Here is a 23,764-nt window from a genome sequence, read left to right on the forward strand (position 1 = left end):
TATTATTGAACCCAATAATTTATAGTTTACTAATCATTTAAATGCTAATTAATTGAGTTTATGAATGAGATGTTGGGTCAAAATGAATTATTGCCCGCAAATATTCTGCTGGATGTGATTGTTTGTCTTTTGGGATTTAACTCCATGTTGAAAACATGAAATATAAAAGTCCCTAAACCATTCGGCCAAAAGGTATATTATCGGATGCTTGGGTCTATCAGATAAGATGCTCGTTAGTCCACCGGGATCTAAGAAAAATCAGGACAGATGCACATAACACCAGTCAAAAAAATTTCACCAACGTGAAGTCATTGAATTAATCGTTTCCTGTGACACATTGGTTTTAGATAGGGAATCTAAAGCATCAAGCTCAAATTTTAACGCCCCATGTAATTCCTTCATTATAAATTCTTTATGCTCAGCATATATTTCAAGCACTTGATCAATCGATTGTTTTTTTGAAACAGGGTTTGGAGTATCGATCATTCCTTTTGATTCATCAGCTGAAGCTTTTAAAATATGGAATAAAATTTCTTTCTTTGTTTCAACCTGCAAATCTGGGTTTGCTAAAACTTCCTTCGCAAAAGGAATTCCCTCGGATATTCTATCGAGTTTTCGATAAATACCCATCATTTTAGCGCATAATGCTGATTCCCATTCTTGACTCCTTACCTCTCCTTCTGAAGGAATGCTATGAGCAAGACTCAGGGCTTCTTGATATGCTCTCAAAGATAAATCAAAATCTCCCTCTTCTTTTAATCTTTTGCCTTGCTCTTCAAGAACAGTGAGTATCTTCTCCAATTTAATGAACGCATCTTTACGTTCTCTACAATCAACCGGGAGATCTGTAAGGGATAGAATAAATCTGTCTTTTGCTTCAATTAAATTTAAAAGCGATACTTTCCCCTTTAAATCTAAGGGATTAAATATCTTTAAGGCATTGTTGTAAGCTATTCGGCCATTAATTTCTTTTAATCTGTCGTTATACAGTATCTTTTCCTGGGGATCTTTGGTTCTTGAAGCGGCTAGTTCATAATATTTCTTTGCTTTTTCCAACCATGAAACAAAATAATCTTTTCTTTCTTTGTAATGCTCGATAAGCGCATCACGATGTTTTATTACCTCGGGGGATACATTTGACTTATATCCTTGTTGATTAAAATCTTTTATTTCTCCGTTGACAACAGTCATATTTTTTACCATCAAATCAATACGCTCAAAAGAGCCAATGATTCCATGTGCTAAGAAATAATTAGGTTCTATTTGCCCATCCCCCTGAGCGATGACCATGGGCAGGCTCTCCCCTTGATAAGAGAGGGGTGTGATTTGTTTTGGGTTTACAGGAAAATATGTTAATCGAGGTTTATTTTTCTTATTGGGTAATTCCTCAAAGCTTAAGCCATCATCACCAGTTCTTGCTTTCATGACCGCTTCGAACCATTCCATTTTTTTCTCTGGGGCTAAATTTTCAGGTGCCTCCACATAAAAGCATACCTTGTCTTTTGCAAATGGCATATTATAACTCCGAGGCATAGCAAACTCACGCCAACCAAATTCGCGAAGACGTTCCATTCCTTCAACAAATTCTATAGGTCCAATCCCAGAGATATCTTGAGGGGTTGGCGCACCCGTAGTTACTTTTAAAGTTCGCCAATCAGTTCTTACGTAAACGAGTAGATGATTTTTTACAACGACATCGTCAGTCACAAAAGAGGTACTAAATGGTTTTGTTTCCGAAGGGGTAGCTTCGTTTAATGCTTCAACAACCAAACGCTTACTGCCAGTACAATCTATCACATAATCACAAGGGGCAATTGTATTTTTTCCTTCTTTATCCTGAACAATAATCCCTTTTCCCTGTGAATCAAAACCAACAAATGCTTGCTTTTCAATACGTATATGTTGAGATATTGCTTCCATATAAAGAAGCCGCTCTATATCTTTAATATGGGCGGTTTTTTCAGGAAAATTGAATTGGATGCCTAAACCACTTTCGGCACGTTCAATTACTGACTTATTGATATGTCCAGGCCTTAAATATTCACCTGCACGAGGATCATAAATAACAATGTCTTGAACACCTGCTTTTTTGAGTTGAAGGGCTGTATAAAGACCGCTAGGACCTGCACCGATAATAACAACTGGCATTTTTAATCCGTGATTCACAAAAATATACATTGTATATTAATAATATTAAATGATTATTAATAAATCAATCTCGGATTAAAACTCAAAATATAAAAACAGTATCATGGGGTGCTTGTGGGACATTACATAATACAAATAGCCATTAATACATCTTTTATTTTGATGAAGTTTTGATTTGCTTTCTTTAATTCAGAATCCACTTTACTTTCTTGCTTTGGATCTATGATAACTACTAATGATTGGTCTAATATCTCAATATCCTTCTTATTTAAAAAGTATATATAAAATCAAATAACTAGTTTCACTCAAACCGTTTATCTGTCACATTATTTGTATTCCCGGTCGCCATTCATAGACAACCGGGACGTTACTAGGAAAGGGTATTTTTTTAATTAATCGCTAAATCTTCTGCAGCTTTTTCTACGGCTTTTACAGATTCTGGAGATGCGTATGAGAAGATGCTGTGACGTGAACCCAGAGCAGCAAAGGTAATCACTGCATTATCCAATCTTTTTACTAGGTTCTTCAGATAGTCACCCCAACCCAATCAGTTAAAAAGGAAGTAATTCAGGAACAAAAGTTTTATTTATGCATCGTCCCTAATGTAAAAATAAAAAAAACTTTATATTGTTCTTCACTATCCCTCATTTTGTGAAGGACTAAAAAAATATGGAGCGAAGATTTTGAACAAAACGAACGGAATTAAATTGTTTATTTGGATTTTATCTTTTGAATTAATAGGTTTCTTCTTAGGTTTATTAGCGCAAGGGAATATTTATTCTTGGTATGACGGGGTTCATAAATCAACTCTAACTCCTCCAGGGTGGGTTTTTTCCGTCGTTTGGTCCATATTATATGCCCTTCTCGCGATTGTTGGGTTTAGGTTATGGCAAAATCGCAGCAAACCCCAAATTAAAATAGTAATGCATCTATATGTAGTACAACTCATCATGAATTGGGTGTGGACCCCAATCTTCTTTCAACTGCATTGGATAGGATTTAGTTTTTTATGGATAGTAGCAATGATTAGTTTGAATGCAATAATTATCTTAAAAATTAAAAATACGGAAAGATGGGTCGCGCTATTATTAACTCCTTATTTCTTATGGCTTATTTTTGCGAGCTACCTCAATGGGATGATATGGATTCTCAATACGTAGGCCTACTGAAATGGTGCAGGCAAAATCGTGGCCCCACTCGGGCATTTTATATGATCGGAGATGTATATTATATCTAGACTCGATGACGCCCTCTGCCAATGTTTCTTTAGCCTACTCAGGGGTTAAATCTTTTATCTATATCTATAATTATTTTATTTATCATGGATTATGCCCACCTTAAAAAATTATTATTAATTTAAGGTGGGTTGAGCAAAGCACAGGAGATTCATCTCAATATGGATAAGATAAAGATTATGTCAATTAAGACGGTTTATCAGACGATTATTACGAATGTGGTTATTTTTTTTCTAATTTTAAGCACAATCCTTATATATGCGAATTATATTCAAAATCAGATTTTAAAAAGTGAAAGTAATCGTTATAACTCCATAAATACTGCTCAAGAACTATTGCAAAGTTCTGATGACTTAACAAAGATGGCTCGACTTTATACAGTAACGGGAGATGAGAAATATAAACGCTACTTTAATGATATTCTCGCCATTCGGGAAGGGAGACTAAGTCGCCCTAACGATTACTCCCAATTTTATTGGCATTATGTTGTGGGGGGTAAAATAATTCACAATCCTAACGGTGAAATTAGCAGTTTTAGCTCGCGCGTAAAACAATTAAATTTCAGCCAATTCGAAATGGCAATGCTAAAAAAAGCGGAGCAAAATTCGATAAATCTAACCGCACTCGAAAAGCGAGCTTTCGGACTAACAAAAGGTTTATACCCTGATAAAGAAGGGCGATATACGATTCAGGGGAAAAAAGACCTGGAACTGGCCCGGCAGTTATTGCATGGTAAAGAATATCACCGGGAAAAAGTAGCCATCATGCAAGCTATTGAAGAATTTAAGTTAGCTGTTGAGCGACGAACCGCTAAAAAATTTACAGACTTAGAGACAAAACAACAATACCTTTTATATATTTTTCAGTTTTTTATCCTTTTTGGCATCCTTCTATGCCTTTTTGGTTGGCGTTATGCTAATCGTCGCGTTATGCAACCTATTGCTGAACTTGTTAAGCAAACTGAGAAAATTGACCATGGGGATTATAGTGCGCGTAATCATGTTGCCGTTAAAAATGAGTTGGAAACACTCGGAAAAATATTAAATAAGATGTCTGGTTCCATTCAAAAAGATATAAGTAAACGTGCGCATCTGACCAAATTGCTTCAGGCGAGTGAAGAGCAATTCCGTAGTGCAATTGAGTTTGCGCCAATTGGCATGACAATTAAATCCCTGGATGGGCATTGGATTCAGGTTAATCAAGCTTTGTGTGAGATGCTAGGCTATAGCAGAGAAGAAATTCTAAGCCTAGGCCCAAAACAAATTACCCATCCTGATGATGTAGTCAAAGAAGAAGAGTTAGAAAAGAAATTAGCAAGTGGTACATATAAAAATTATCAATGCGAAAGCCGCTATATTCATAAGTCCGGCAAAATCGTATGGGTTTCATTGAGCGCCGCACTGGTATATGATGCTGAAGGTAATCCCTTAAATTTAATCTCGCAAGTTTATGATATTGGGCCCCGCCGGAGCAATGAAATAGCAATGACCAATCTTCATGAAAAAATGTCAGCAACATTAGTTGAACTTCAACAACGGGAGCATGAAAATGAATTGCTCTATAAAATGAATGAAATGCTCCAAACCTGTAAAAATGCGGACGAAGGACACTCTATCATCCAGCTAACAGTAAAGGCCTTATTTCCTTCGTTAAGTGGTGGTCTGGCAATCTATAACAAGTCTTCACACAAATTACAAACAAGTGCGGCAATGGGGCAAGCATCAGCTTTTAAAACTCTCTTTTACTCCAGATGATTGCTGGGCACTACGCAATGGTAATATATATACTGTCGATGACCCTCAAAATGCCATAATTTGTGAGCACTATATTTCACCACCCAAGGGTGCTTATATTAATTTACCTTTTATAGTCCGTGCTGAAATTATAGGTATGCTGGATCTTAATTGCGCTTCGGGTGAAACAATTACCGATAAGGATAAAAAATTGGCAATAACATTAAGTGAAAGCATCAAGCTGGCTCTGGCAAATATTAATTTGCGGGAAGCCTTGAGCTATCAAGCATTACGCGATGGTTTAACAGGGTTGTTCAATCGCCGCTATTTAGATGAGACGCTACCTCAAAAACTCGAGGAAATAAAACGAAATAAAAGCATTTTATCTATCGCCATGGTCGATATTGATTTTTTCAAAAATTTTAATGATAAATTTGGTCATGATGCCGGAGATACGGTACTTAAATTTCTTGCCAAGATCCTGCAACAATCCATTAGGAGCGAAGATATAGTTTGTCGATTTGGAGGTGAAGAGTTTGTTGTTATTTTAATGGATAGTAACATTTCTGAAGCTCAACGCCTAATGGAAACAATCTGTCAACAGGTTAAAAAAATACATTTGAATTTTCAGGGCATCCGTTTACCAAAAATAACATTGTCTGTTGGAATTGCACAAGCACCTATGCATGGGAGCGAGGTAGAAAAGTTGTTGGGTGCTTCCGATGAAGCACTATACATCGCCAAAAATTCTGGAAGGGATAAAGTCAAAATATTCCATAAAGATGATTAGGGAATTTTTATTTGGAAATGGCGCGCCCGGAAGGATAGATATTATTTAGTATTTAGAACATAGAATTAAATTTAAATGCTCACAAGATTCTGGGGAAGGATAGATTCGTCACTCACTTTCGCCGCACTTCGTGCTTTTCGCTTCACATTTTGTCGAACCTCCGACCCCCTGGTTCGTAGCCTTCTTCTTTTTGTTTAAAACCTTTAATAATCAACGCGTTGCGATGTATCGATTAGTTAAAAAACTTCATAAAACTGTATTAAACGGCATAGTACTGTCACAGTTATGTCATAATCTATGACACATTTTGTTAGTTTAAAAATAGCCAAAGTCTAGACAGATTTAGACTTCTTATAACCCAACCGTATTTCAAGAAATAGGTGCAAATTTAAAAGAACTATATATTATTCTTGATCCCTCTGATGCTCAGAAACAAACTTTATTAATACATTACCCTTCAGTGGATGTACATTCAGATGATTATGTGAAACCATCGATAAAAATCGAGGCTGGAGCAAAATCAGCACTAGATCCTCATTGCTCAGTAACTTTTCAACCCTATGTAGCTACAGAAATTTCCCATAATAATCTTCTGGGGAAAATATTATAACTATTGAACCATCAAGGACTTTTTGGGATAAGGTGATCATTTTACACGGTATTAGGTGTTGGTATGAAAATCGTGGAGAGTTACGACAGAATGGCCATCGAGTATCTCGTCATTATTATGACATTTATCAATTAATGCATTCAGAAATAGGAAATGAAGTCCAAAAAAGATCACGGGCTAGCAATAGACTGCGCTCGTCATGCACAATTATTTTTTAATAGTGCCGATCTAAATTTGAAACATGCACGTTTAGGATCGTTTGCTTTAATACCAACACAAAAAATGAGGCAGCTGCTTAATCGTGATTATCAGGCAATGGCAGGTATGATTTTTGGTCAAGTGCCTAAATTTTCAGATGTCCTTGATGTGGTTGCAGAGCTTGAGCAAACAATAAATTCTTATAAAATTGATGAATGACGGAAGTCTAATGTAAAGTCTGATGGTTTTACATAAATATATTCTATCAAAAGATACTGTGTTCTGAAGATCAAACTAACACTTAGTACGCCAATAAAAGCTTCAAGAAAAATAACTATATATATGGGAATAGAAATTTTTTCTTTCTTTAAACAAGAAGCAAATAAAAGAGTACTAGCTATAATAAATGTTGCTTCTGTGTGATATACAATTTATTTACTTCTTTTCTTAGAAATTTGGTCGCACATTTTTTTATATTTGTTTTCTAGGATTTGAAGCTCTTCATCACTTAACTCATCTAAATCGAGAGTAATATTACTTGCAGCTTGAATCGATTTAATGAGCTCATCCAATTTCAAGTTTATAATTTTAGTATCGCGATTTTGAGTATGTTGAATCAAAAAAACCATTAGAAACGTCACAATGGTAGTGCCTGTATTGATTACGAGTTGCCATGTGTCTGAAAATTTAAACACAGGTCCAGAAATAACCCACAAAAAAATCAAAAAAAGTGCGGTTAAAAAAGCCCATACACTACCGGTAATTTTGCTCACCACATCGGAAAATTTTTGAAACAGCACTTTTATATTATTCTTTTTTTTAGTCATTTATTAACCCGTTTACGCTTTGTTAGTTAAATATAAGCTCGCACGATTATATTTTCCAATTTATGGAAAACATTATATTTATAAATTTACTTTTCGCCATTTCATCTTACCTCGAAATTCCGGACATCCTTTTTAGCAGGCTAATCCAAACTAATTGAGTGCCATATTGCATGTTGAATGCAATCGCTGAGGAAAACGCATTCAATGTATGCGAATACAACCAATCGAGTTTCCGCTCTAGTTATACCCCAAAAAGCAAGCTGGTATGATCCAGGCTTTTTAAAGCTACTGTCTTTCAACTTTAAATTCCTGGGAAGGGTACTATTATATATTTGTATGAATTAAAAGAAAGGATACTATTATGACTCAAAAACCGAAGCCTCCATTTCCGGAGCAACCCATTACCCCACCTGGAATTGAAGAAGAAATGGACCCAAAGCCTCATTATGAAGCAGAGTCCTATCATCCTGCTGGAAAATTAAAAAATAAAGTCGCTTTGATAAGTGGAGGAGATTCAGGAATAGGTCGTTCTGTTGCGTTACTTTTTGCTCGCGAAGGTGCAGATGTGGCCCTGGTTTTTTTACCCGAAGAAAAGCGGGATGCAGATAAAATTAAGCAGGAAATTGAATCTTTGGATCGAAAAGTTTTGCTTATTGCAGGAGATTTGAAACAAGCAGATTTTTGCAAAAAAGCAGTGACGGATACTTTGGCTTTTTTCGAAAAGATAGACATTTTGGTTAATAATGCGGCTTTTCAAAAACATCAACCTAATCTGGATGCGGTGAGCATGGACCAATGGAATATTACCTTTACCAGTAACATTTATAACTATTATTATCTTTGTAAATTTGCAGTACCACATATGCAGCCCGGAAGTGTCATTATCAATACTGGTTCAATTACGGGATTAGAGGGAAGTAAAGAGCTTTTGGACTATTCTTCCACAAAAGGAGCCATTCATGCCTTTACCAAATCTCTAGCTAAAAATTTAATAGACAAGGGGATTCGCGTAAATTGCGTAGCACCAGGGCCTGTTTGGACTCCTTTAAATCCAGCAGAAAGAACAAGCGAGAGTATAAAAAATTTTGGTGGAAACACTCCTATGGGGCGACCCGCGCAACCTGAAGAGATTGCCCCAGCTTATGTGTTTCTCGCTTCTAATGCGGATTCGGGATACATCAGTGGTCTCATTCTTCCTATTTTAGGGGGAAATACAATAGCCGGTTAGAAAGTGCTTTAAGTTATAAGGAATATTTCCCAGGGAAAATAATTGGATTTATACAAAAAGTAGTGAGTTATAAAATATTCAGAAAGCTCATAATTATTTTTTATATCTATACTTGCATTGTAGATGGTGTCGTTCTCAAAATTTGAATTGACATACAGTTAAAAGGAGATCGTTATGAGCGAAGGAGATAAATCAAGTTATACAGATAAACAAAAGCGAACAGGCAAAACACATTGAGGATTCTTATGAAAAGGTATATCTAAGAAAGAAGCAGAAGAACGAGCTTGGCGTACGGTTAACAAACAAGATAAAGGTGGAAAGAAAAAATGATTTTAAACTTTTAAAAGCCTAAGTAAGATGATTATTTGGGCTTTTATTTTGAAGTAAGTGATTCTTCCTAATTTGTTATAATCGTATCACCTAAACTTTTAAAAAACACTATTATTTGATGCTTCAATATAAGCTATAATCTATTTAAATAGAGGATACTTTAATATTTTATCGACCCCCTGGTTCGTAGCCAGATTGATTGAGAATAAATTATAATAAAATCAGTGAGTTGTGATGTAACAAATATAACAACTACTGCATGGAACTGCCCGAAATAAAAGAGATTATATTTAACTTTGTTACAAATCTGCTACAGGGTAATTTTCAACAAGGTGATATATCTCAGTTCGGCTCACAAAAACATACGTGCGTTGCATTTTTTTATAGGCTGTTTGCGCCTGACCTATCTAATGGGAATTAGGCCTTATATGGATGCTAAAACTGGATTAGTCGGAGCTAAACGACGTATCATTCATCAATCGATATCAGAACAATTATACGTTGAGCCACATCAAGGGATTAAAAGTCAGAGTTTTTCAAGCGCTATATGGATTAGTACGTGCTGGTGTTATTAGTATTGTAAGTTAAAAAATTTGTATCATGGCAATCAAGAGAGAAGCCCCTTATAAAAAATAAGGGGCAGCGGCGTGAGCGACCGTGTATGGATGCCGTCGACAACTACGGCACCTCAGCACTCCCGAAACATTGTCGACAAAGGCTACTTCAATTCAGGTGTTTTCCCTTCCTTGAATTCGACTGGCTCAGGATATTGGCGCTCCCCCAGGAGTATTTTTGGATAACTAGCTGTTAACGTAGTTACCGAGGTGCTTTGGCGTGTTGCTGGCCTTGTTGTTTGCTGTTGGATTACTTGCTTTGTAATGGCAGGGATGTCAATAGAAACACCGTATTGCTTCATCATCTGCAGACCTGCTTCATCGATAGCAGGCGGTTCATCATCGAGTGCAGCGTCTAATGGTGCCTGGATAATATGTATGAGCAGCGCTTTAAATTGGAGCGGGCTACACTGTTTTTTGATGAGCATTGGTTGCGCACCATGACTAAATGCCGCAATTAAGAAGCGAATTAGATTATTATTGTTTTCTTGCCAAAATGCAGAATCATCAGGAATGGCTACAAGTAACTTGGCAAACATATGGATGAACTCACGATGTTGCCTGGTATCTAAGAGCATGACGTAGGATAATAATTGGGTGGCAAGTGCCTCCAAGTCAGATTTGGCTTCGTTATCCAAGTGAAGCAATACCTCGAGCTGATGTTTAACGAGTAAGGTACAATAGGGCTGGATGGTTTCTAATTGTGCTTCTACCGTTAGCACTTTGCTGTTGTCGCCTTGAGATAAGTGAGCCATCATTTTTAATAGCAACTTTGCAAGCGCTACCTTTTCGGTCAGTGCCAAGACCGACGATTCGTGGGCAAAGGAGCTGAGTTTTTCAAAAACACTCCGAAGATAGGTATGGTTAGCCCCCAGGCGCTCTAAATCTTCATTGATAAACAACAAGCAATCGGAGGGGCGCTGAAGCGCCTTGAATGCCGCACATTGCGTGGCTATGGCTTTGCTGTCTAACCGATGAATTCGTGCCAAAGCATAGTCTTTTAATGCCGATGCAGGAAAGCTGTTTATTTGAGTAATGCACCGCTGGACATCAACATCCGCAGTTCGATATAAAATCGCGGCAATCGAGAAATATTTAAGGGCTAAGCCGGTGTTATTTTTCCGATAGAAAACAGCCAGGTTCCATGCAGCACTCGCATGCGCTGCCCTTATCGCTTGAAGGTATAATTGAACCACTTTGTCATCACGCTCATTCTGGCTTAATTCTTTGCCTGCACGATTGTTTTCATACATCCATGCCAAGTTGCTTTGGGCTGGGGCATCTCCTGCTGTTGCCGCTTGAAGGTATAATTTAACTGCTTTGTCATCACGCTCATTCTGGCTTAATTCTTTGCCTGCACGATTGTTTTGATACATCAATGCCAAGTTGTTTTGGGCTGGAGCATATCCTGCTGTTGCCGCTTGAAGGTATAATTTAACTGCTTTGTCATCACGCTCATCCTGGCTTAATTCTTTGCCTGCACGATTGTTTCTATACATCCATGCCAGCAGGTTTTGGGCTGGAGCATGGTGCTTTTCTGCCAGTATAGAAAAAAGTTCCTGTGCTTTTTCATCCGATTGGGCTATGCCAATACCTGATAAATAGCACAATCCTAATTTAAAATCTTCTGTGCTATCGCGCGATCTTGTTCGGGCTTCAAGAACCTCTTGCGTCAATGGGATGGTATCAAGCGATTCATTTTTTTTAAAAAAAAGTGCGGCAGAGAGGCTTCCTGACATCCAGGCTTCATAAAGTGCTAAAACACCATCCAGGTTATTTCCCTCTTTAATCAGTAATAAAGCTTTTTGGGTTGCTCGATCGTACATTAATAGGTTCTCCTCATCTTCAATTCAGCTGGTTCCTCTTTCTTGAATTCGACTGGCTCAGGATATTGGCGCCTCCCCAGGAGTGTTTTTGGATAACTAGCTGTTAACGTAGTTACCGAGGTGCTTTGGCGTGTTGCTGGCCTTGTTGTTTGCTGTTGGATTACTTGCTTTGTAATGGCAGGGATGTCAATAGAAACACCGTATTGCTTCATCATCTGCAGACCTGCTTCATCGATAGCAGGGGGTTCATCATCGAGTGCAGCGTCTAATGGTGCCTGGATAATATGCATGAATAGCACTTTAAATTGGAGAGCGCTGCACTGTTTTTTGATGAGCATTGGTTGCGCACCATGACTAAATGCCGCAATTAAGAGGCGAATTAGATTATTATTGTTTTCTTGCCAAAATGCAGAATCATCAGGAATGGCTACAAGTAACTTGGCAAACATATGGATGAACTCACGATGTTGCCTGGTATCTAAGAGCATGACGTAGGATAATAATTGGGTGGCAAGTGCCTCCAAGTCAGATTTGGCTTCGTTATCCAAGTGAAGCAATACCTCGAGCTGATGTTTAACGAGTAAGGTACAATAGGGCTGGATGGTTTCTAATTGTGCTTCTACCGTTAGCACTTTGCTGTTGTCGCCTTGAGATAAGTGAGCCATCATTTTTAATAGCAACTTTGCAAGCGCTACCTTTTCGGTCAGTGCCAAGACCGACGATTCGTGGGCAAAGGAGCTGAGTTTTTCAAAAACACTCCGAAGATAGGTATGGTTAGCCCCTAGGCGCTCTAAATCTTCATTGATAAACAACAAGCAATCGGAGGGGCGCTGAAGCGCCTTGAATGCCGCACATTGCGTGGCTATGGCTTTGCTGTCTAACCGATGAATTCGTGCCAAAGCATAGTCTTTTAATGCCGATGCAGGAAAGCTGTTTATTTGAGTAATGCACCTCTGGACATCAACATTCTCAGTTCGATATAAAATTGCGGCAATCGAGAAATATTTAAGGGCAAATTCGGTGTTATTTTTCTGATAGAAATAGAAAACAGCCAGGTTCCATGCGGCACTCGCATGCGCTGCCCTTATCGCTTGAAGGTATAATTGAACCACTTTGTCATCACGCTCATCCTGGCTTAATTCTTTGCCTGCACGATTGTTTTCATACATCCATGCCAAGTTGTATTGGGCTAAGGCATATCCTGCTGTTGCCGCTTGAAGGTATAATTGAACCGCTTTGTCATCACGCTCATCCTGGCTTAATTCTTTGCCTGCACGACCTTCGTCATACATCCATGCCAAGTTGTTTTGGGCTAAGGCATATCCTGCTGTTGCCGCTTGTAGGTATAATTGAACTGCTTTGTCATCACGCTCATCCTGGCTTAATTCTTTGCCTGCACGACCTTCGTCATACATCCATGCCAAGTTGTATTGGGCTAAGGCATATCCTGCTGTTGCCGCTTGTAGGTATAATTGAACTGCTTTGTCATCACGCTCATCCTGGCTTAATTCTTTGCCTGCACGATTGTTTCTATACATCCATGCCAGCAGGTTTTGGGCTGGAGCATGGTGCTTTTCTGCCAGTATAGAAAAAAGTTCCTGTGCTTTTTCATCCGATTGGGCTATGCCAATACCTGATAAATAGCACAATCCTAATTTAAAATCTTCTGTGCTATCGCGCGATCTTGTTCGGGCTTCAAGAACCTCTTGCGTCAATGGGATGGTATCAAGCGATTCATTTTTTTTAAAAAAAAGTGCGGCAGAGAGGCTTCCTGACATCCAGGCTTCATAAAGTGCTAAAACACCATCCAGGTTATTTCCCTCTTTAATCAGTAATAAAGCTTTTTGGGTTGCTCGATCGTACATTAATAGGTTCTCCTCATCTTCAATTCAACTGGTTCCTCTTTCTTGAATTCGACTGGCTCAGGATATTGGCGCCCCCCCAGGAGTATTTTTGGATAACTAGCTGTTAACGTAGTTACCGAGGTGCTTTGGCGTGTTGCTGGCCTTGTTGTTTGCTGTTGGATTACTTGCTTTGTAATGGCAGGGATGTCAATAGAAACACCGTATTGCTTCATCATCTGCAGACCTGCTTCATCGATAGCAGGCGGTTCATCATCGAGTGCAGCGTCTAATGGTGCCTGGATAATATGCATGAGTAGCGCTTTAAATTGGAGAGCGCTGCACTGTTTTTTGATGAGCATTGGTTGTGCACCATGACTAAATGCCGCAATTAAGAAGCGAATTAGATTATTATTGTTTTCTTGCCAAAATGCAGAATCATCAGGAATGGCTACAAGTAACTTGGCAAACATATGGATGAACTCACGATGTTGCCTGGTATCTAAGAGCATGACGTAGGATAATAATTGGGTGGCAAGTGCCTCCAAGTCAGATTTGGCTTCGTTATCCAAGTGAAGCAATACCTCGAGCTGATGTTTAACGAGTAAGGTACAATAGGGCTGGATGGTTTCTAATTGTGCTTCTACCGTTAGCACTTTGCTGTTGTCGCCTTGAGATAAGTGAGCCATCATTTTTAATAGCAACTTTGCAAGCGCTACCTTTTCGGTCAGTGCCAAGACCGACGATTCGTGGGCAAAGGAGCTGAGTTTTTCAAAAACACTCCGAAGATAGGTATGGTTAGCCCCCAGGCGCTCTAAATCTTCATTGATAAACAACAAGCAATCGGAGGGGCGCTGAAGCGCCTTGAATGCCGCACATTGCGTGGCTATGGCTTTGCTGTCTAACCGATGAATTCGTGCCAAAGCATAGTCTTTTAATGCCGATGCAGGAAAGCTGTTTATTTGAGTAATGCACCGCTGGACATCAACATCCGCAGTTCGATATAAAATCGCGGCAATCGAGAAATATTTAAGGGCTAAGCCGGTATTATTTTTCCGATAGAAACCAGCCAGGTTCCATGCAGCACTAGCTTGCGCTGCCCTTATCGCTTGAAGGTATAATTGAACCGCTTTGTCATCACGCTCATTCTGGCTTAATTCTTTGCCTGCACGATTGTTTTCATACATCCATGCCAAGTTGCTTTGGGCTGGGGCATCTCCTGCTGTTGCAGCTTGAAGGTATAATTTAACTGCTTTGTCATCACGCTCATTCTGGCTTAATTCTTTGCCTGCACGATTGTTTTGATACATCAATGCCAAGTTGTTTTGGGCTGGAGCATATCCTGCTGTTGCCGCTTGAAGGTATAATTTAACTGCTTTGTCATCACGCTCATCCTGGCTTAATTCTTTGCCTGCACGACCTTCGATATGCATCCATGCCAAGTTGTTTTGTGCTGGAGCATATCCTGCTGTTGCCGCTTGAAGGTATAATTTAACTGCTTTGTCATCACACTCATCCTGGCTTAACTCTCTGCCTGCACGATTGTTTTGATACATCCATGCCAAGTTGTTTTGGGCTGGAGCATGTCCTGCTGTTGCCGCTTGAAGGTATAATTTAACTACTTTGTCATCACGCTCATCCTGGCTTAATTCTTTGCCTGCACGATTGTTTTCATACATCCATGCCAAGTTGTCTTGGGCTAAGGCATATCCTGCTGTTGCCGCTTGAAGGTATAATTGAACCGCTTTGTCATCACGCTCATCCTGGCTTAATTCTTTGCCTGCACGACCTTCGATATACATCCATGCCAAGTTGTATTGGGCTAAGGCATATCCTGCTGTTGCCGCTTGAAGGTATAATTTAACTACTTTGTCATCACGCTCATTCTGGCTTAATTCTTTGTCTGCACGATTGTTTTGATACATCAATGCCAAGTTGTTTTTTGCTGGAGCATATCCTGCTGTTGCCGCTTGAAGGTATAATTTAACTACTTTGTCATCACGCCCATCCTGGCTTAATTCTTTGCCTGCACGACCTTCGCCATACATCCATGCCAGCAGGTTTTGGGCGGGAGCATGATGCTTTTCTGCCAGTATAGAAAAAAGTTCCTGTGCTTTTTCATCCGATTGGGCTATGCCAATACCTGATAAATAGCACAATCCTAATTTAAAATCTGTGCTATCGTGCGATGTTGTTCGGGCTTCAAGAACCTCTTGCGTCAATGGGATCGTACCAAGCGGTTCATTTTTTTTAAAAAAAAGTGCGGCAGAGATGCTTCCTGATACCCAGGCTTCATAAAGTGCTAAAACACCATCCAGGTTATTTCCCTCTTTAATCATTAATAAGGCTTTTTGGGTTGCTCGATCGTACATTAATAGGTTCTCCTCATTTTCAATTCAGCTGGTACCTCTTTCTTGAAATCGAATCTCTCGGGATAATGAATTGCTGGCATAAGCATTTCTCTATTCGGTAAAATTAATGACAAATTGTGCTTTATATGTCTTGCGGTTGCATCCGTGAAATTCACGTATTGACATATCAGGATAACTTGGATAAGTAGTAAGTCGGGATGGATGCTCGATAGGGTGCGTTCTTGCTGGCGCTTTAATTTTATTTAACTTTGAAAATATAGCGTAGTTGAGCAGTGTCAAAAACGCACGGGCATGAGCGACCGTGTATGGATGCCGTCGACAACTACGGCACCTCAGCACTCCCGAAACATTGTCGACAAAGGCTACTTCAATTCAGGTGTTTTCCCTTCCTTGAATTCGACTGGCTCAGGATATTGGCGCCCCCCCAGGAGTATTTTTGGATAACTAGCTGTTAACGTAGTTACCGAGGTGCTTTGGCGTGTTGCTGGCCTTGTTGTTTGCTGTTGGATTACTTGCTTTGTAATGGCAGGGATGTCAATAGAAACACCGTATTGCTTCATCATCTGCAGACCTGCTTCATCGATAGCAGGCGGTTCATCATCGAGTGCAGCGTCTAATGGTGCCTGGATAATATGCATGAATAGCGCTTTAAATTGGAGCGGGCTACACTGTTTTTTGATGAGCATTGGTTGCGCACCATGACTAAATGCCGCAATTAAGAAGCGAATTAGATTATTATTGTTTTCTTGCCAAAATGCAGAATCATCAGGAATGGCTACAAGTAACTTGGCAAACATATGGATGAACTCACGATGTTGCCTGGTATCTAAGAGCATGACGTAGGATAATAATTGGGTGGCAAGTGCCTCCAAGTCAGATTTGGCTTCGTTATCCAAGTGAAGCAATACCTCGAGCTGATGTTTAACGAGTAAGGTACAATAGGGCTGGATGGTTTCTAATTGTGCTTCTACCGTTAGCACTTTGCTGTTGTCGCCTTGAGATAAGTGAGCCATCATTTTTAATAGCAACTTTGCAAGCGCTACCTTTTCGGTCAGTGCCAAGACCGACGATTCGTGGGCAAAGGAGCTGAGTTTTTCAAAAACACTCCGAAGATAGGTATGGTTAGCCCCCAGGCGCTCTAAATCTTCATTGATAAACAACAAGCAATCGGAGGGGCGCTGAAGCGCCTTGAATGCCGCACATTGCGTGGCTATGGCTTTGCTGTCTAACCGATGAATTCGTGCCAAAGCATAGTCTTTTAATGCCGATGCAGGAAAGCTTTTTATTTGAGTAATGCACTGCTGGACATCAACGTCCGCAGGTCGATATAAAATCGCGGCAATCGAGAAATATTTAAGGGCTAAGCCGGTGTTATTTTTCCGATAGAAAACAGCCAGGTTCCATGCAGCACTCGCATGCGCTGCCCTTATCGCTTGAAGGTATAATTGAACCGCTTTGTCATCACGCTCATTCTGGCTTAATTCTTTGCCTGCACGATTGTTTTGATACATCCACGCCAAGTTGCTTTGGGCTGGGACATCTCCTGCTGTTGCCGCTTGAAGGTATAATTGAACCGCTTTGTCATCACGCTCATCCTGGCTTAATTCTTTGCCTGCACGACCTTCGATATACATCCATGCCAAGTTGTATTGGGCTAAGGCATATCCTGCTGTTGCCACTTGAAGGTATAATTGAACTGCTTTGTCATCACGCTCATCCTGGCGTAATTCTTTGCCTGCACGACCTTCATCATACATCCATGCCAAGTTGTTTTTTGCTGGAGCATATCCTGCTGTTGCCGCTTGTAGGTATAATTGAACTGCTTTGTCATCACGCTCATCCTGGCTTAATTCTTTGCCTGCACGATTGTTTCTATACATCCATGCCATCAGGTTTTGTGCTGGAGCATGGTGCTTTTCTGCTAGGGTAGAAAAAAGTTCCTGTGCTTTTTTATCCGATTGGGCTATGCCAATACCTAATAAATAGCACAATCCTAATTTAATATCTTCCGTGCTATCGCGCGATCTTGTTCGGGCTTCAAGAACCTCTTGCGTCAATGGGATAGAGTCAAGCGGTTCATTTTTTTTAAAAAAAAGTTCGGCAGAGATGCTTCCTGACATCCAGGCTTCATAAAGTGCTAAAACACCATCCAGGTTATTTCCCTCTTTAATCATTAATAAGGCTTTTTGGGTTGCTCGATCGTACATTAATAGGTTCTCCTCATTTTCAATTCAGCTGGTACCTCTTTCTTGAAATCGAATCTCTCGGGATAATGAATTGCTGGCATAAGCATTTCTCTATTCGGTAAAATTAATGACAAATTGTGCTTTATATGTCTTGCGGTTGCATCCGTGAAATTCACGTATTGACATATCAGGATAACTTGGATAAGTAGTAAGTCGGGATGGATGCTCGATAGGGTGCGTTCTTGCTGGCGCTTTAATTTTATTTAACTTTGAAAATTATAGGTTAAGAGTTAAGGTTTTGTGTTCTTGTTATTTGCCCCCGGAAATGGGGAAGAGTCCACAATTTCTCAAAAACCAGATGCTTAGTCTGTAGGAAAAAACTTAAGTCTTTGATTTTAAATGGCGCGCCCGGAAGGATTTTATTACGTAGGATTAAATTGCAGCATTAAATTTAATTAGTTCCCAGATTCAAGGGAAGGATAGATTCGTCGCATACTTTGTTCGCTCCTTACCGCTTTGCGGTGCGCTGAAGCGCATCCAAAATACTTCGCCGTACTTCGTGCTCTTCGCTTCGCATTTTGTCGAACCTCGTTCGGTTCGAACACTTCCGGGCCAATGATATTGGAGTTTTGTTATAGTTTTCGGAGTGATTCTTATTTTGTGATTTTTATTGAGAATGGCGCGCCCGGAAGGATTTATTGCGTAAGAATAAATTGCAGCATTAAATTTGCATAGTTCCAAGATTCAAGGGAAGGATAGATTCGTTGCTCACTTTGTTCGCTCCTCACCGCTTCGCGGCGCGCTGAAGCGCGTCCAAAATACTTCGCCGCACTCCGTGCTCTTCGCTTCGCATTTTGTCGAACCTCGTTCGGTTCGAACCTTCCGGGCCAATTACATTGAGGCTTTGTTCTAGATTTCGGAGTGATTTTTATTTAGTTCTTCGATCTTAGGAATGGCGCGCCCGGAAGGATTCGAACCTCCGACCCCCTGGTTCGTAGCCTTCTACTTGTTATTTAAAATCTATAATAATCAATACCTTGCGATGCATCAAAATCATAAAAAACTGCCTAAAACTGCCATGAACCACCTAGTACAGTCACAGTTATGCCACAATTTATGACACAGAATTCTTATTTGTAATTAATAAAATTTTAATGATTAGATAAATATAGGATTTATGAATTTCATATAATTTTTTACAAAAAAGGTCTATTTGTGGAACGTACTTATAGCCTCAGATTTTTTTTATAACCATCCGTTCTGATCTAAAAATATGTTTTCTATGCAGAAAGTTGTATAGACAGTTATTTAAAATCTGCTTTGAGTAAAACTTATCTTATTTAATAATTCTAATGTATTAATTTTTCTACTATTTATATTAACAACATCATCTATTTTATTTTCACTTAATATATACCTTTCCCAAAAGTACTGAACTTGAACAGGAGAGATCTTTTGCACAAGATAAAATCCGGAAGCAACGATAACCGCAATTGAAATTATTAAAATTAATAAATTTATCCAACCCGGGGTTTCCTCAAAAAATTGAATATTTTTATTTGGTTTCTTTTTTAATTTACTAGCTTCAACTTGCTCATCTGATGGATTTGTAGAACTATTCAGGTTTGAAAACTTAAATTGAAATCCAGGATACTTATTATAAGCAATTTTACAGCTTGGGCACTGCCAATCAGGAGTTAGCTCATTTTCTTTACGAATATGGTCACAATTTGGGCATTTTATGAGTGATTTATCGTCATCGAATAATTGATTACTTTCTAAACCCTCTTTTTGATTATCTTCTGATGGAGGTTTATTAACAGTATGAATCATTTCTTTTTCAGTTGGTGAGGATGTATTAATAAAATTTGTTAAGCTAGCATGTTTGGTGTTCAAATCATTATATTCACCAAAATTAAAACAATAACTTTCTAATTCTTCTTTTTTATAAACAAAAACAATGATGTTACCTTGATTTTGAGTGGCAATAATATTCTTTTTGAATAAAAATTGTTGTAGTTTGTCTTTTATTTTATTTATAGTACTCTCGATCGAATTAGAAATAGTTTTATGAACTAAATATAAACTTTCAATATATTGCTTTAAGCAGAATGTAAGGTGATAAATGTCAGCTTCCGAGGGAAGACTCGAATTTGTCTCTCCACCAAATGTTGATTTTGAAACATGTTTATCTATCAAAGAATTTAGATTTTCTTTTTTATGAAGGCAGTTCATCCCAAACACTAATATAGATAATGGTTTTTTTTTATGAAGTGAAAATTTTCTCAAATTTTCTATTAAATTAAAGCTGGTAGAATTCGATAATTGATAATCAAATAGGTTCTTAAATTGATCTGGAGCTAGCTTTTCGCTTTCATTCCAATAGACTGTAAACAAGCTCAATAGGCTCATTAATTTTTCATTTAATTCAGATAGGTAATTGTGTATTAGGAACATCTTACTTTCTCTTTGTTCAATGCTTATATGTGATAATGTAAGTTCATAATTTATGAAATTGTGTATGATGGCTTCAAAATTTTTCTCAAAGCTTATAGCAGAATCGACAATTTCGTTAACTTTTTTCAAAAAAGTTAACTCCTCGTCTGATATTGGTATCCTTTCTACCGACGAAATAGAGCCATTTATTTCAAGCATAACAGTCTCATAGTTCCTTTTATATTATTATAGAGCATATGAGTTGTTGGATCTTAATAAAGAGGTTTCAAAACAAGATTGTGCATTTAGTTTTTATTTGGATTTATTAATCAAACCCAACGAAGCGATACTCTATTTTTGCCCCTTATTGAGTTCAATAAGGTTATCAGCTTAAGATAATCATTTAGTATTTATAAAAAAATTTAATACGTGGATCTACAACTATTAGGTAAAAATATAAGGAGCACTTAGGAATAGAGTTATAGCAAGTTCTATTTTATTTTTCTATTCAAATAAAAAACAACAGCAATAATTTTGAATGAAACTTTAGAGTCAATTAATGTATTAGCCCAATCTTCATTTAATGCTATTAATTCAAATAAATGCTCTGATGTAGAAATAGATAATTGCTTATATTTACGAATGATGATCTCCTCATCCTTTCCAACTTTAACCGCAACAAAATCTCCTGGATTTAGTTTTGCACTTGGATTAAAAATTAAAATATCATTTGTTCTGAATTCAGGTTCCATACTATTGTCTTTAATTTGTAACGCAAATGCATTTTCATCTATTTGATTTGATATGTCAGGGCTGACAGGTACAAAAGTTATTTTTTCGGGATGAAGCTCATCTTTAATTTTTTGTATATAAAAACTCGGATCACAAGCTTGTTTGTAGTCCAGCAATGGTATTAATGTCCCCATTCCAGAGTTTCTGCTAATTTCACCATCTCGGACATCGGACAATCCCATCAAAAAAGCAGGGGATACTTCTAAAGCTTTTGCTAACTGCGTAATTTCTTCCGGGCCAGGGGTTCTTTCTCCACGTTCATAATTGTTAATTCGAGAAATATTCAAACTATCGGTCAATTCAGCCAATGCCTTCCTAGTCAACCCTTTGGTTGTGCGTTCGTGTTTTATTCGCAATCCAATTTTTTCTTTGACATTCATATCGTTACTGAGCCTTCCAATTTCTAAGAAATAAAAAATTAGCAGATATTGACAAAAGCTCAATACGTGCTAAATTATACTCTTTAAGAGTTAAATTGCTCGATTAGAGTATTTTTGTGTAATCCATCGTTTAAAAGATAACACAATAAGAACTTTATGACGATAGGTAGAAGGAGCGAAGTGAGTAAATGGATTTCAAAATTAATCATCAGGAGTTAGATGCATTAAGTGGCTTGCCACATATCCAGCGCTTGGCATATCTAATGGGAATTAGGCCTTATATGGATGGTAAAACTGGATTAGTCGGAATTAAACGACGGATTAGCCACCAATCAATATCAGAACACTTGTATGTTGATCCTCATCAAGGGATTAAAAGTCAGAATTTTTCAAGAGATCAGGTTCGACGAGCGTTATATGGTTTAGTCCGTGCGGGTGTAATTACTATTCAGTCAGAAGGAATGCAGTTGATTTTAAAATGTGAATTAGCAACAATGCATTATTCTGTCCAAAATAAAGCCGCCATAAACCCGCCAAAGAAAGCCGCCATAAACCCGCACAATGAAAGTCTTGTAGAGACTAGGCTATCTTACGTTGAGCCACAAATAGCCAACATAGCAGAATCATCAAAAGCCGCCATACCTCTAAAAGAAGATAATTATATTTATTTATTATCGCGATTCGAACAATTTTGGTCGCTTTACCCAGAGAAAAAATCTAAACCCAAAGCACAAGCAGCATTTTTACAACTTAATCCAAGTGCTTTGTTATTTAAGCAAATCATGAACAGATTACAAGCCCAAATCCATCATGTTGAAACCATGAAAGTCAAGGGTGGATGGGTCGCGGAATGGAAATATCCTGCCAATTGGTTGGCACATCGCTGTTGGGAGGACGAAATCACTGAAATGAAGCAGGAGAGTCATCATGAAACACATTGGAAGCCTCATCCACATGAATCCACAAGAGACCCATTTTGGAACCCCAGTGAAGAAGACCATGAACCCGAAAGAACCAACATCGTCCATTTCCCGAGAGGTTAATCCCAAAAGCAAACTTATTGAAACCTTGTTTTCAAAGTTTGCAGCTTTTTATGGTCACATTTGGAGAAGCCAGTTTAAGAGTGAAGGATTTTTGGAGTATGCAAAAAAAGAATGGCAAGAAGGTTTGAGTGGGTTTAGCGAAAACACGCTTAATAAAGCCATCATTCAATGCCGCGAGTTTTATGAGTTGCCTCCTTCTTTACCACAAATGATCGCATGCTGTCGGGAGATTAAAAAACGAACTCAGTTCTATGTGGTTAAGAAGAATCATGTACCTGCAAAACAAGAGGTTGTTCTTACTCATTTAAACAAGTGTAAAGAAATTTTAACCAAAAAATAAAGGAAAAACATCATGTTGGTTTTAAGCAGAAAAATTGGAGAAAAAGTGGTGATTGGTAATGGGGAGATCGAGGTTCAGGTTTTGTGCTCTCGAGGAAATAAGCTCCTTTTGGGATTTAAGGTGCCAGAGAGTATGGGGGTCGAACGAGAGGAAGACTTTCTAAAAAAAATATTACAAGTTCCGGAGTTTTTAAAAGTAAATCATGCTTAACCAATGAATCATAAGGAGAGTGAAATGCAAAAACAAAATACCCTCATAAAAATCTTTAAAGGAGTCATCAGTACTTTATGTGGTTTTCTTCTTTCATCAAGCCTATGGGCTAATGATCTTTTATCCAAAGCCTTGGAAGGTGATGTTAAGGATTCATTAGGAAGCGGTTCGATGTTTTGGAAAGTATTTATTTTGGTGGACATCATTTTAGCCACAGCTATGGCTGTTAAAAGTAAGAATCCAATGGTTTTTGTTGGTGTTACTGCGGTTGCCTTTATTCCAGCATTTTTATTGAAAACATTCGTGTTTTAAGGAAGTTAAAAGATGAGCACCATAAGTTATCAATTTTTGAGCCACATTGATGCACCCAAGAGAATACTCACTTTAACCTTGGATGAGCTAGTGGTCGCAGGATTGGGCTTTATGTTGCTCGTCATCAGTAATCAAAAAATTTTGGTATCACTATTTGGACTGGGGCTATTAAGCGGTTTGCGTTATTTGAAAAAAGGGGATGGACCAAAAGGATTGCTGGTATTGGCTTATTGGTATCTTCCCAGTGGATTGACGCAATTCTTTTTACCCCAATTACCACTGTCGCATCATCGAGTGTATGTGGCTTAAGGAG

Annotated in this window: 19 protein-coding genes and 1 pseudogene; 12 read left to right on the forward strand and 8 right to left on the reverse strand. The window is 38.4% G+C overall.

Annotation, left to right across the window (positions count from 1 at the left end):
* Positions 1-294: 294 nt before the first annotated feature.
* Positions 295-2,148, reverse strand: a complete 1,854-nt coding sequence (locus FOLKNPGA_RS08340; protein WP_182352597.1) for an FAD-dependent monooxygenase — start codon at positions 2,146-2,148, stop codon at positions 295-297.
* A 683-nt stretch (positions 2,149-2,831) separates the two neighbouring features.
* Between FOLKNPGA_RS08340 and FOLKNPGA_RS08345 the strand changes: the two genes are divergently transcribed.
* The 5 genes from FOLKNPGA_RS08345 (at position 2,832) to FOLKNPGA_RS08370 (ending at position 6,933) form a co-directional block, all read left to right on the forward strand.
* Positions 2,832-3,308 carry a TspO/MBR family protein gene (locus FOLKNPGA_RS08345; RefSeq protein ID WP_182352598.1) on the forward strand — a complete coding sequence of 159 codons (477 nt, stop codon included), beginning with the start codon at positions 2,832-2,834 and terminating at the stop codon, positions 3,306-3,308.
* Positions 3,309-3,544: 236 nt separating this feature from the next.
* Positions 3,545-5,137: a PAS domain S-box protein gene (locus FOLKNPGA_RS08350; protein ID WP_182352599.1), complete on the forward strand. Its 1,593-nt coding sequence runs from the start codon at positions 3,545-3,547 to the stop codon at positions 5,135-5,137.
* Positions 5,085-5,906, forward strand: coding sequence for a GGDEF domain-containing protein (locus tag FOLKNPGA_RS08355; RefSeq protein WP_182352600.1), 822 nt, complete (start codon positions 5,085-5,087; stop codon positions 5,904-5,906). The genes FOLKNPGA_RS08350 and FOLKNPGA_RS08355 overlap by 53 nt, the downstream gene beginning before the upstream one ends.
* A 642-nt stretch (positions 5,907-6,548) precedes the next feature.
* Positions 6,549-6,734 carry a hypothetical protein gene (locus FOLKNPGA_RS19205; protein ID WP_182352601.1) on the forward strand — a complete coding sequence of 62 codons (186 nt, stop codon included), beginning with the start codon at positions 6,549-6,551 and terminating at the stop codon, positions 6,732-6,734.
* The gene (locus tag FOLKNPGA_RS08370) at positions 6,670-6,933 is read left to right on the forward strand and encodes a hypothetical protein (protein ID WP_182352909.1); all 264 of its coding nucleotides are present in this window, start codon (positions 6,670-6,672) and stop codon (positions 6,931-6,933) included. Before FOLKNPGA_RS19205 ends, FOLKNPGA_RS08370 begins: the two co-directional genes overlap by 65 nt.
* Before the next feature lie 212 nt (positions 6,934-7,145).
* On the opposite strand, the gene FOLKNPGA_RS08375 is transcribed toward FOLKNPGA_RS08370, so the two are convergent.
* Positions 7,146-7,541 (reverse strand): low affinity iron permease family protein, encoded by a 396-nt coding sequence (locus tag FOLKNPGA_RS08375; RefSeq protein ID WP_182352602.1) that lies wholly within the window; start codon positions 7,539-7,541, stop codon positions 7,146-7,148.
* A gap of 361 nt (positions 7,542-7,902) precedes the next feature.
* Between FOLKNPGA_RS08375 and FOLKNPGA_RS08380 the strand changes: the two genes are divergently transcribed.
* Entirely contained in the window at positions 7,903-8,769 is an 867-nt protein-coding gene (locus tag FOLKNPGA_RS08380; protein WP_182352603.1) for an SDR family oxidoreductase, read from the forward strand.
* 692 nt (positions 8,770-9,461) lie between these two features.
* Positions 9,462-9,684: pseudogene (locus FOLKNPGA_RS08385) on the forward strand (hypothetical protein); the annotation flags it as partial.
* A 133-nt stretch (positions 9,685-9,817) separates the two neighbouring features.
* Here FOLKNPGA_RS08385 and FOLKNPGA_RS08390 read toward each other — a convergent pair.
* From FOLKNPGA_RS08390 to FOLKNPGA_RS08415, 6 genes are all read right to left on the reverse strand, one after another.
* Positions 9,818-11,539 (reverse strand): tetratricopeptide repeat protein, encoded by a 1,722-nt coding sequence (locus FOLKNPGA_RS08390; protein ID WP_182352604.1) that lies wholly within the window; start codon positions 11,537-11,539, stop codon positions 9,818-9,820.
* Complete coding sequence (locus FOLKNPGA_RS08395; RefSeq protein ID WP_182352605.1) at positions 11,539-13,404, reverse strand: tetratricopeptide repeat protein; 1,866 nt, start codon at positions 13,402-13,404, stop codon at positions 11,539-11,541. The genes FOLKNPGA_RS08390 and FOLKNPGA_RS08395 overlap by 1 nt, the downstream gene beginning before the upstream one ends.
* On the reverse strand, positions 13,404-15,752 hold the full coding sequence (locus tag FOLKNPGA_RS08400; protein ID WP_255466075.1) for a tetratricopeptide repeat protein: 2,349 nt from the start codon (positions 15,750-15,752) through the stop codon (positions 13,404-13,406). Before FOLKNPGA_RS08400 ends, FOLKNPGA_RS08395 begins: the two co-directional genes overlap by 1 nt.
* A 362-nt stretch (positions 15,753-16,114) precedes the next feature.
* Positions 16,115-17,959 carry a tetratricopeptide repeat protein gene (locus FOLKNPGA_RS08405; protein WP_182352606.1) on the reverse strand — a complete coding sequence of 615 codons (1,845 nt, stop codon included), beginning with the start codon at positions 17,957-17,959 and terminating at the stop codon, positions 16,115-16,117.
* Between the two features lie 1,287 nt (positions 17,960-19,246).
* Positions 19,247-20,593: a hypothetical protein gene (locus FOLKNPGA_RS08410; protein ID WP_182352607.1), complete on the reverse strand. Its 1,347-nt coding sequence runs from the start codon at positions 20,591-20,593 to the stop codon at positions 19,247-19,249.
* 272 nt (positions 20,594-20,865) lie between these two features.
* A complete protein-coding gene (locus FOLKNPGA_RS08415; RefSeq protein WP_182352608.1) occupies positions 20,866-21,546 on the reverse strand; it encodes an XRE family transcriptional regulator in 681 nt (226 codons plus the stop codon).
* A 188-nt stretch (positions 21,547-21,734) separates the two neighbouring features.
* Between FOLKNPGA_RS08415 and FOLKNPGA_RS08420 the strand changes: the two genes are divergently transcribed.
* Genes FOLKNPGA_RS08420 through traL form a run of 5 tightly spaced genes read left to right on the forward strand, consistent with a single transcriptional unit; the run spans position 21,735 to position 23,760 of the window.
* Complete coding sequence (locus FOLKNPGA_RS08420; RefSeq protein WP_182352609.1) at positions 21,735-22,589, forward strand: hypothetical protein; 855 nt, start codon at positions 21,735-21,737, stop codon at positions 22,587-22,589.
* Positions 22,546-22,929 (forward strand): Vir protein, encoded by a 384-nt coding sequence (locus FOLKNPGA_RS08425; RefSeq protein WP_182352610.1) that lies wholly within the window; start codon positions 22,546-22,548, stop codon positions 22,927-22,929. The genes FOLKNPGA_RS08420 and FOLKNPGA_RS08425 overlap by 44 nt, the downstream gene beginning before the upstream one ends.
* A 12-nt stretch (positions 22,930-22,941) precedes the next feature.
* On the forward strand, positions 22,942-23,139 hold the full coding sequence (locus FOLKNPGA_RS08430; RefSeq protein WP_182352611.1) for a carbon storage regulator: 198 nt from the start codon (positions 22,942-22,944) through the stop codon (positions 23,137-23,139).
* A gap of 24 nt (positions 23,140-23,163) precedes the next feature.
* Entirely contained in the window at positions 23,164-23,451 is a 288-nt protein-coding gene (locus FOLKNPGA_RS08435) for a hypothetical protein (RefSeq protein WP_182352612.1), read from the forward strand.
* 12 nt (positions 23,452-23,463) lie between these two features.
* The gene (traL, locus tag FOLKNPGA_RS08440; RefSeq protein WP_182352613.1) at positions 23,464-23,760 is read left to right on the forward strand and encodes a type IV conjugative transfer system protein TraL; all 297 of its coding nucleotides are present in this window, start codon (positions 23,464-23,466) and stop codon (positions 23,758-23,760) included.
* The last annotated feature ends 4 nt before the right edge of the window (positions 23,761-23,764 follow it).

This window comes from Legionella sp. PC1000, from assembly GCF_014109805.1.
Taxonomy (GTDB): domain Bacteria; phylum Pseudomonadota; class Gammaproteobacteria; order Legionellales; family Legionellaceae; genus Legionella; species Legionella resiliens.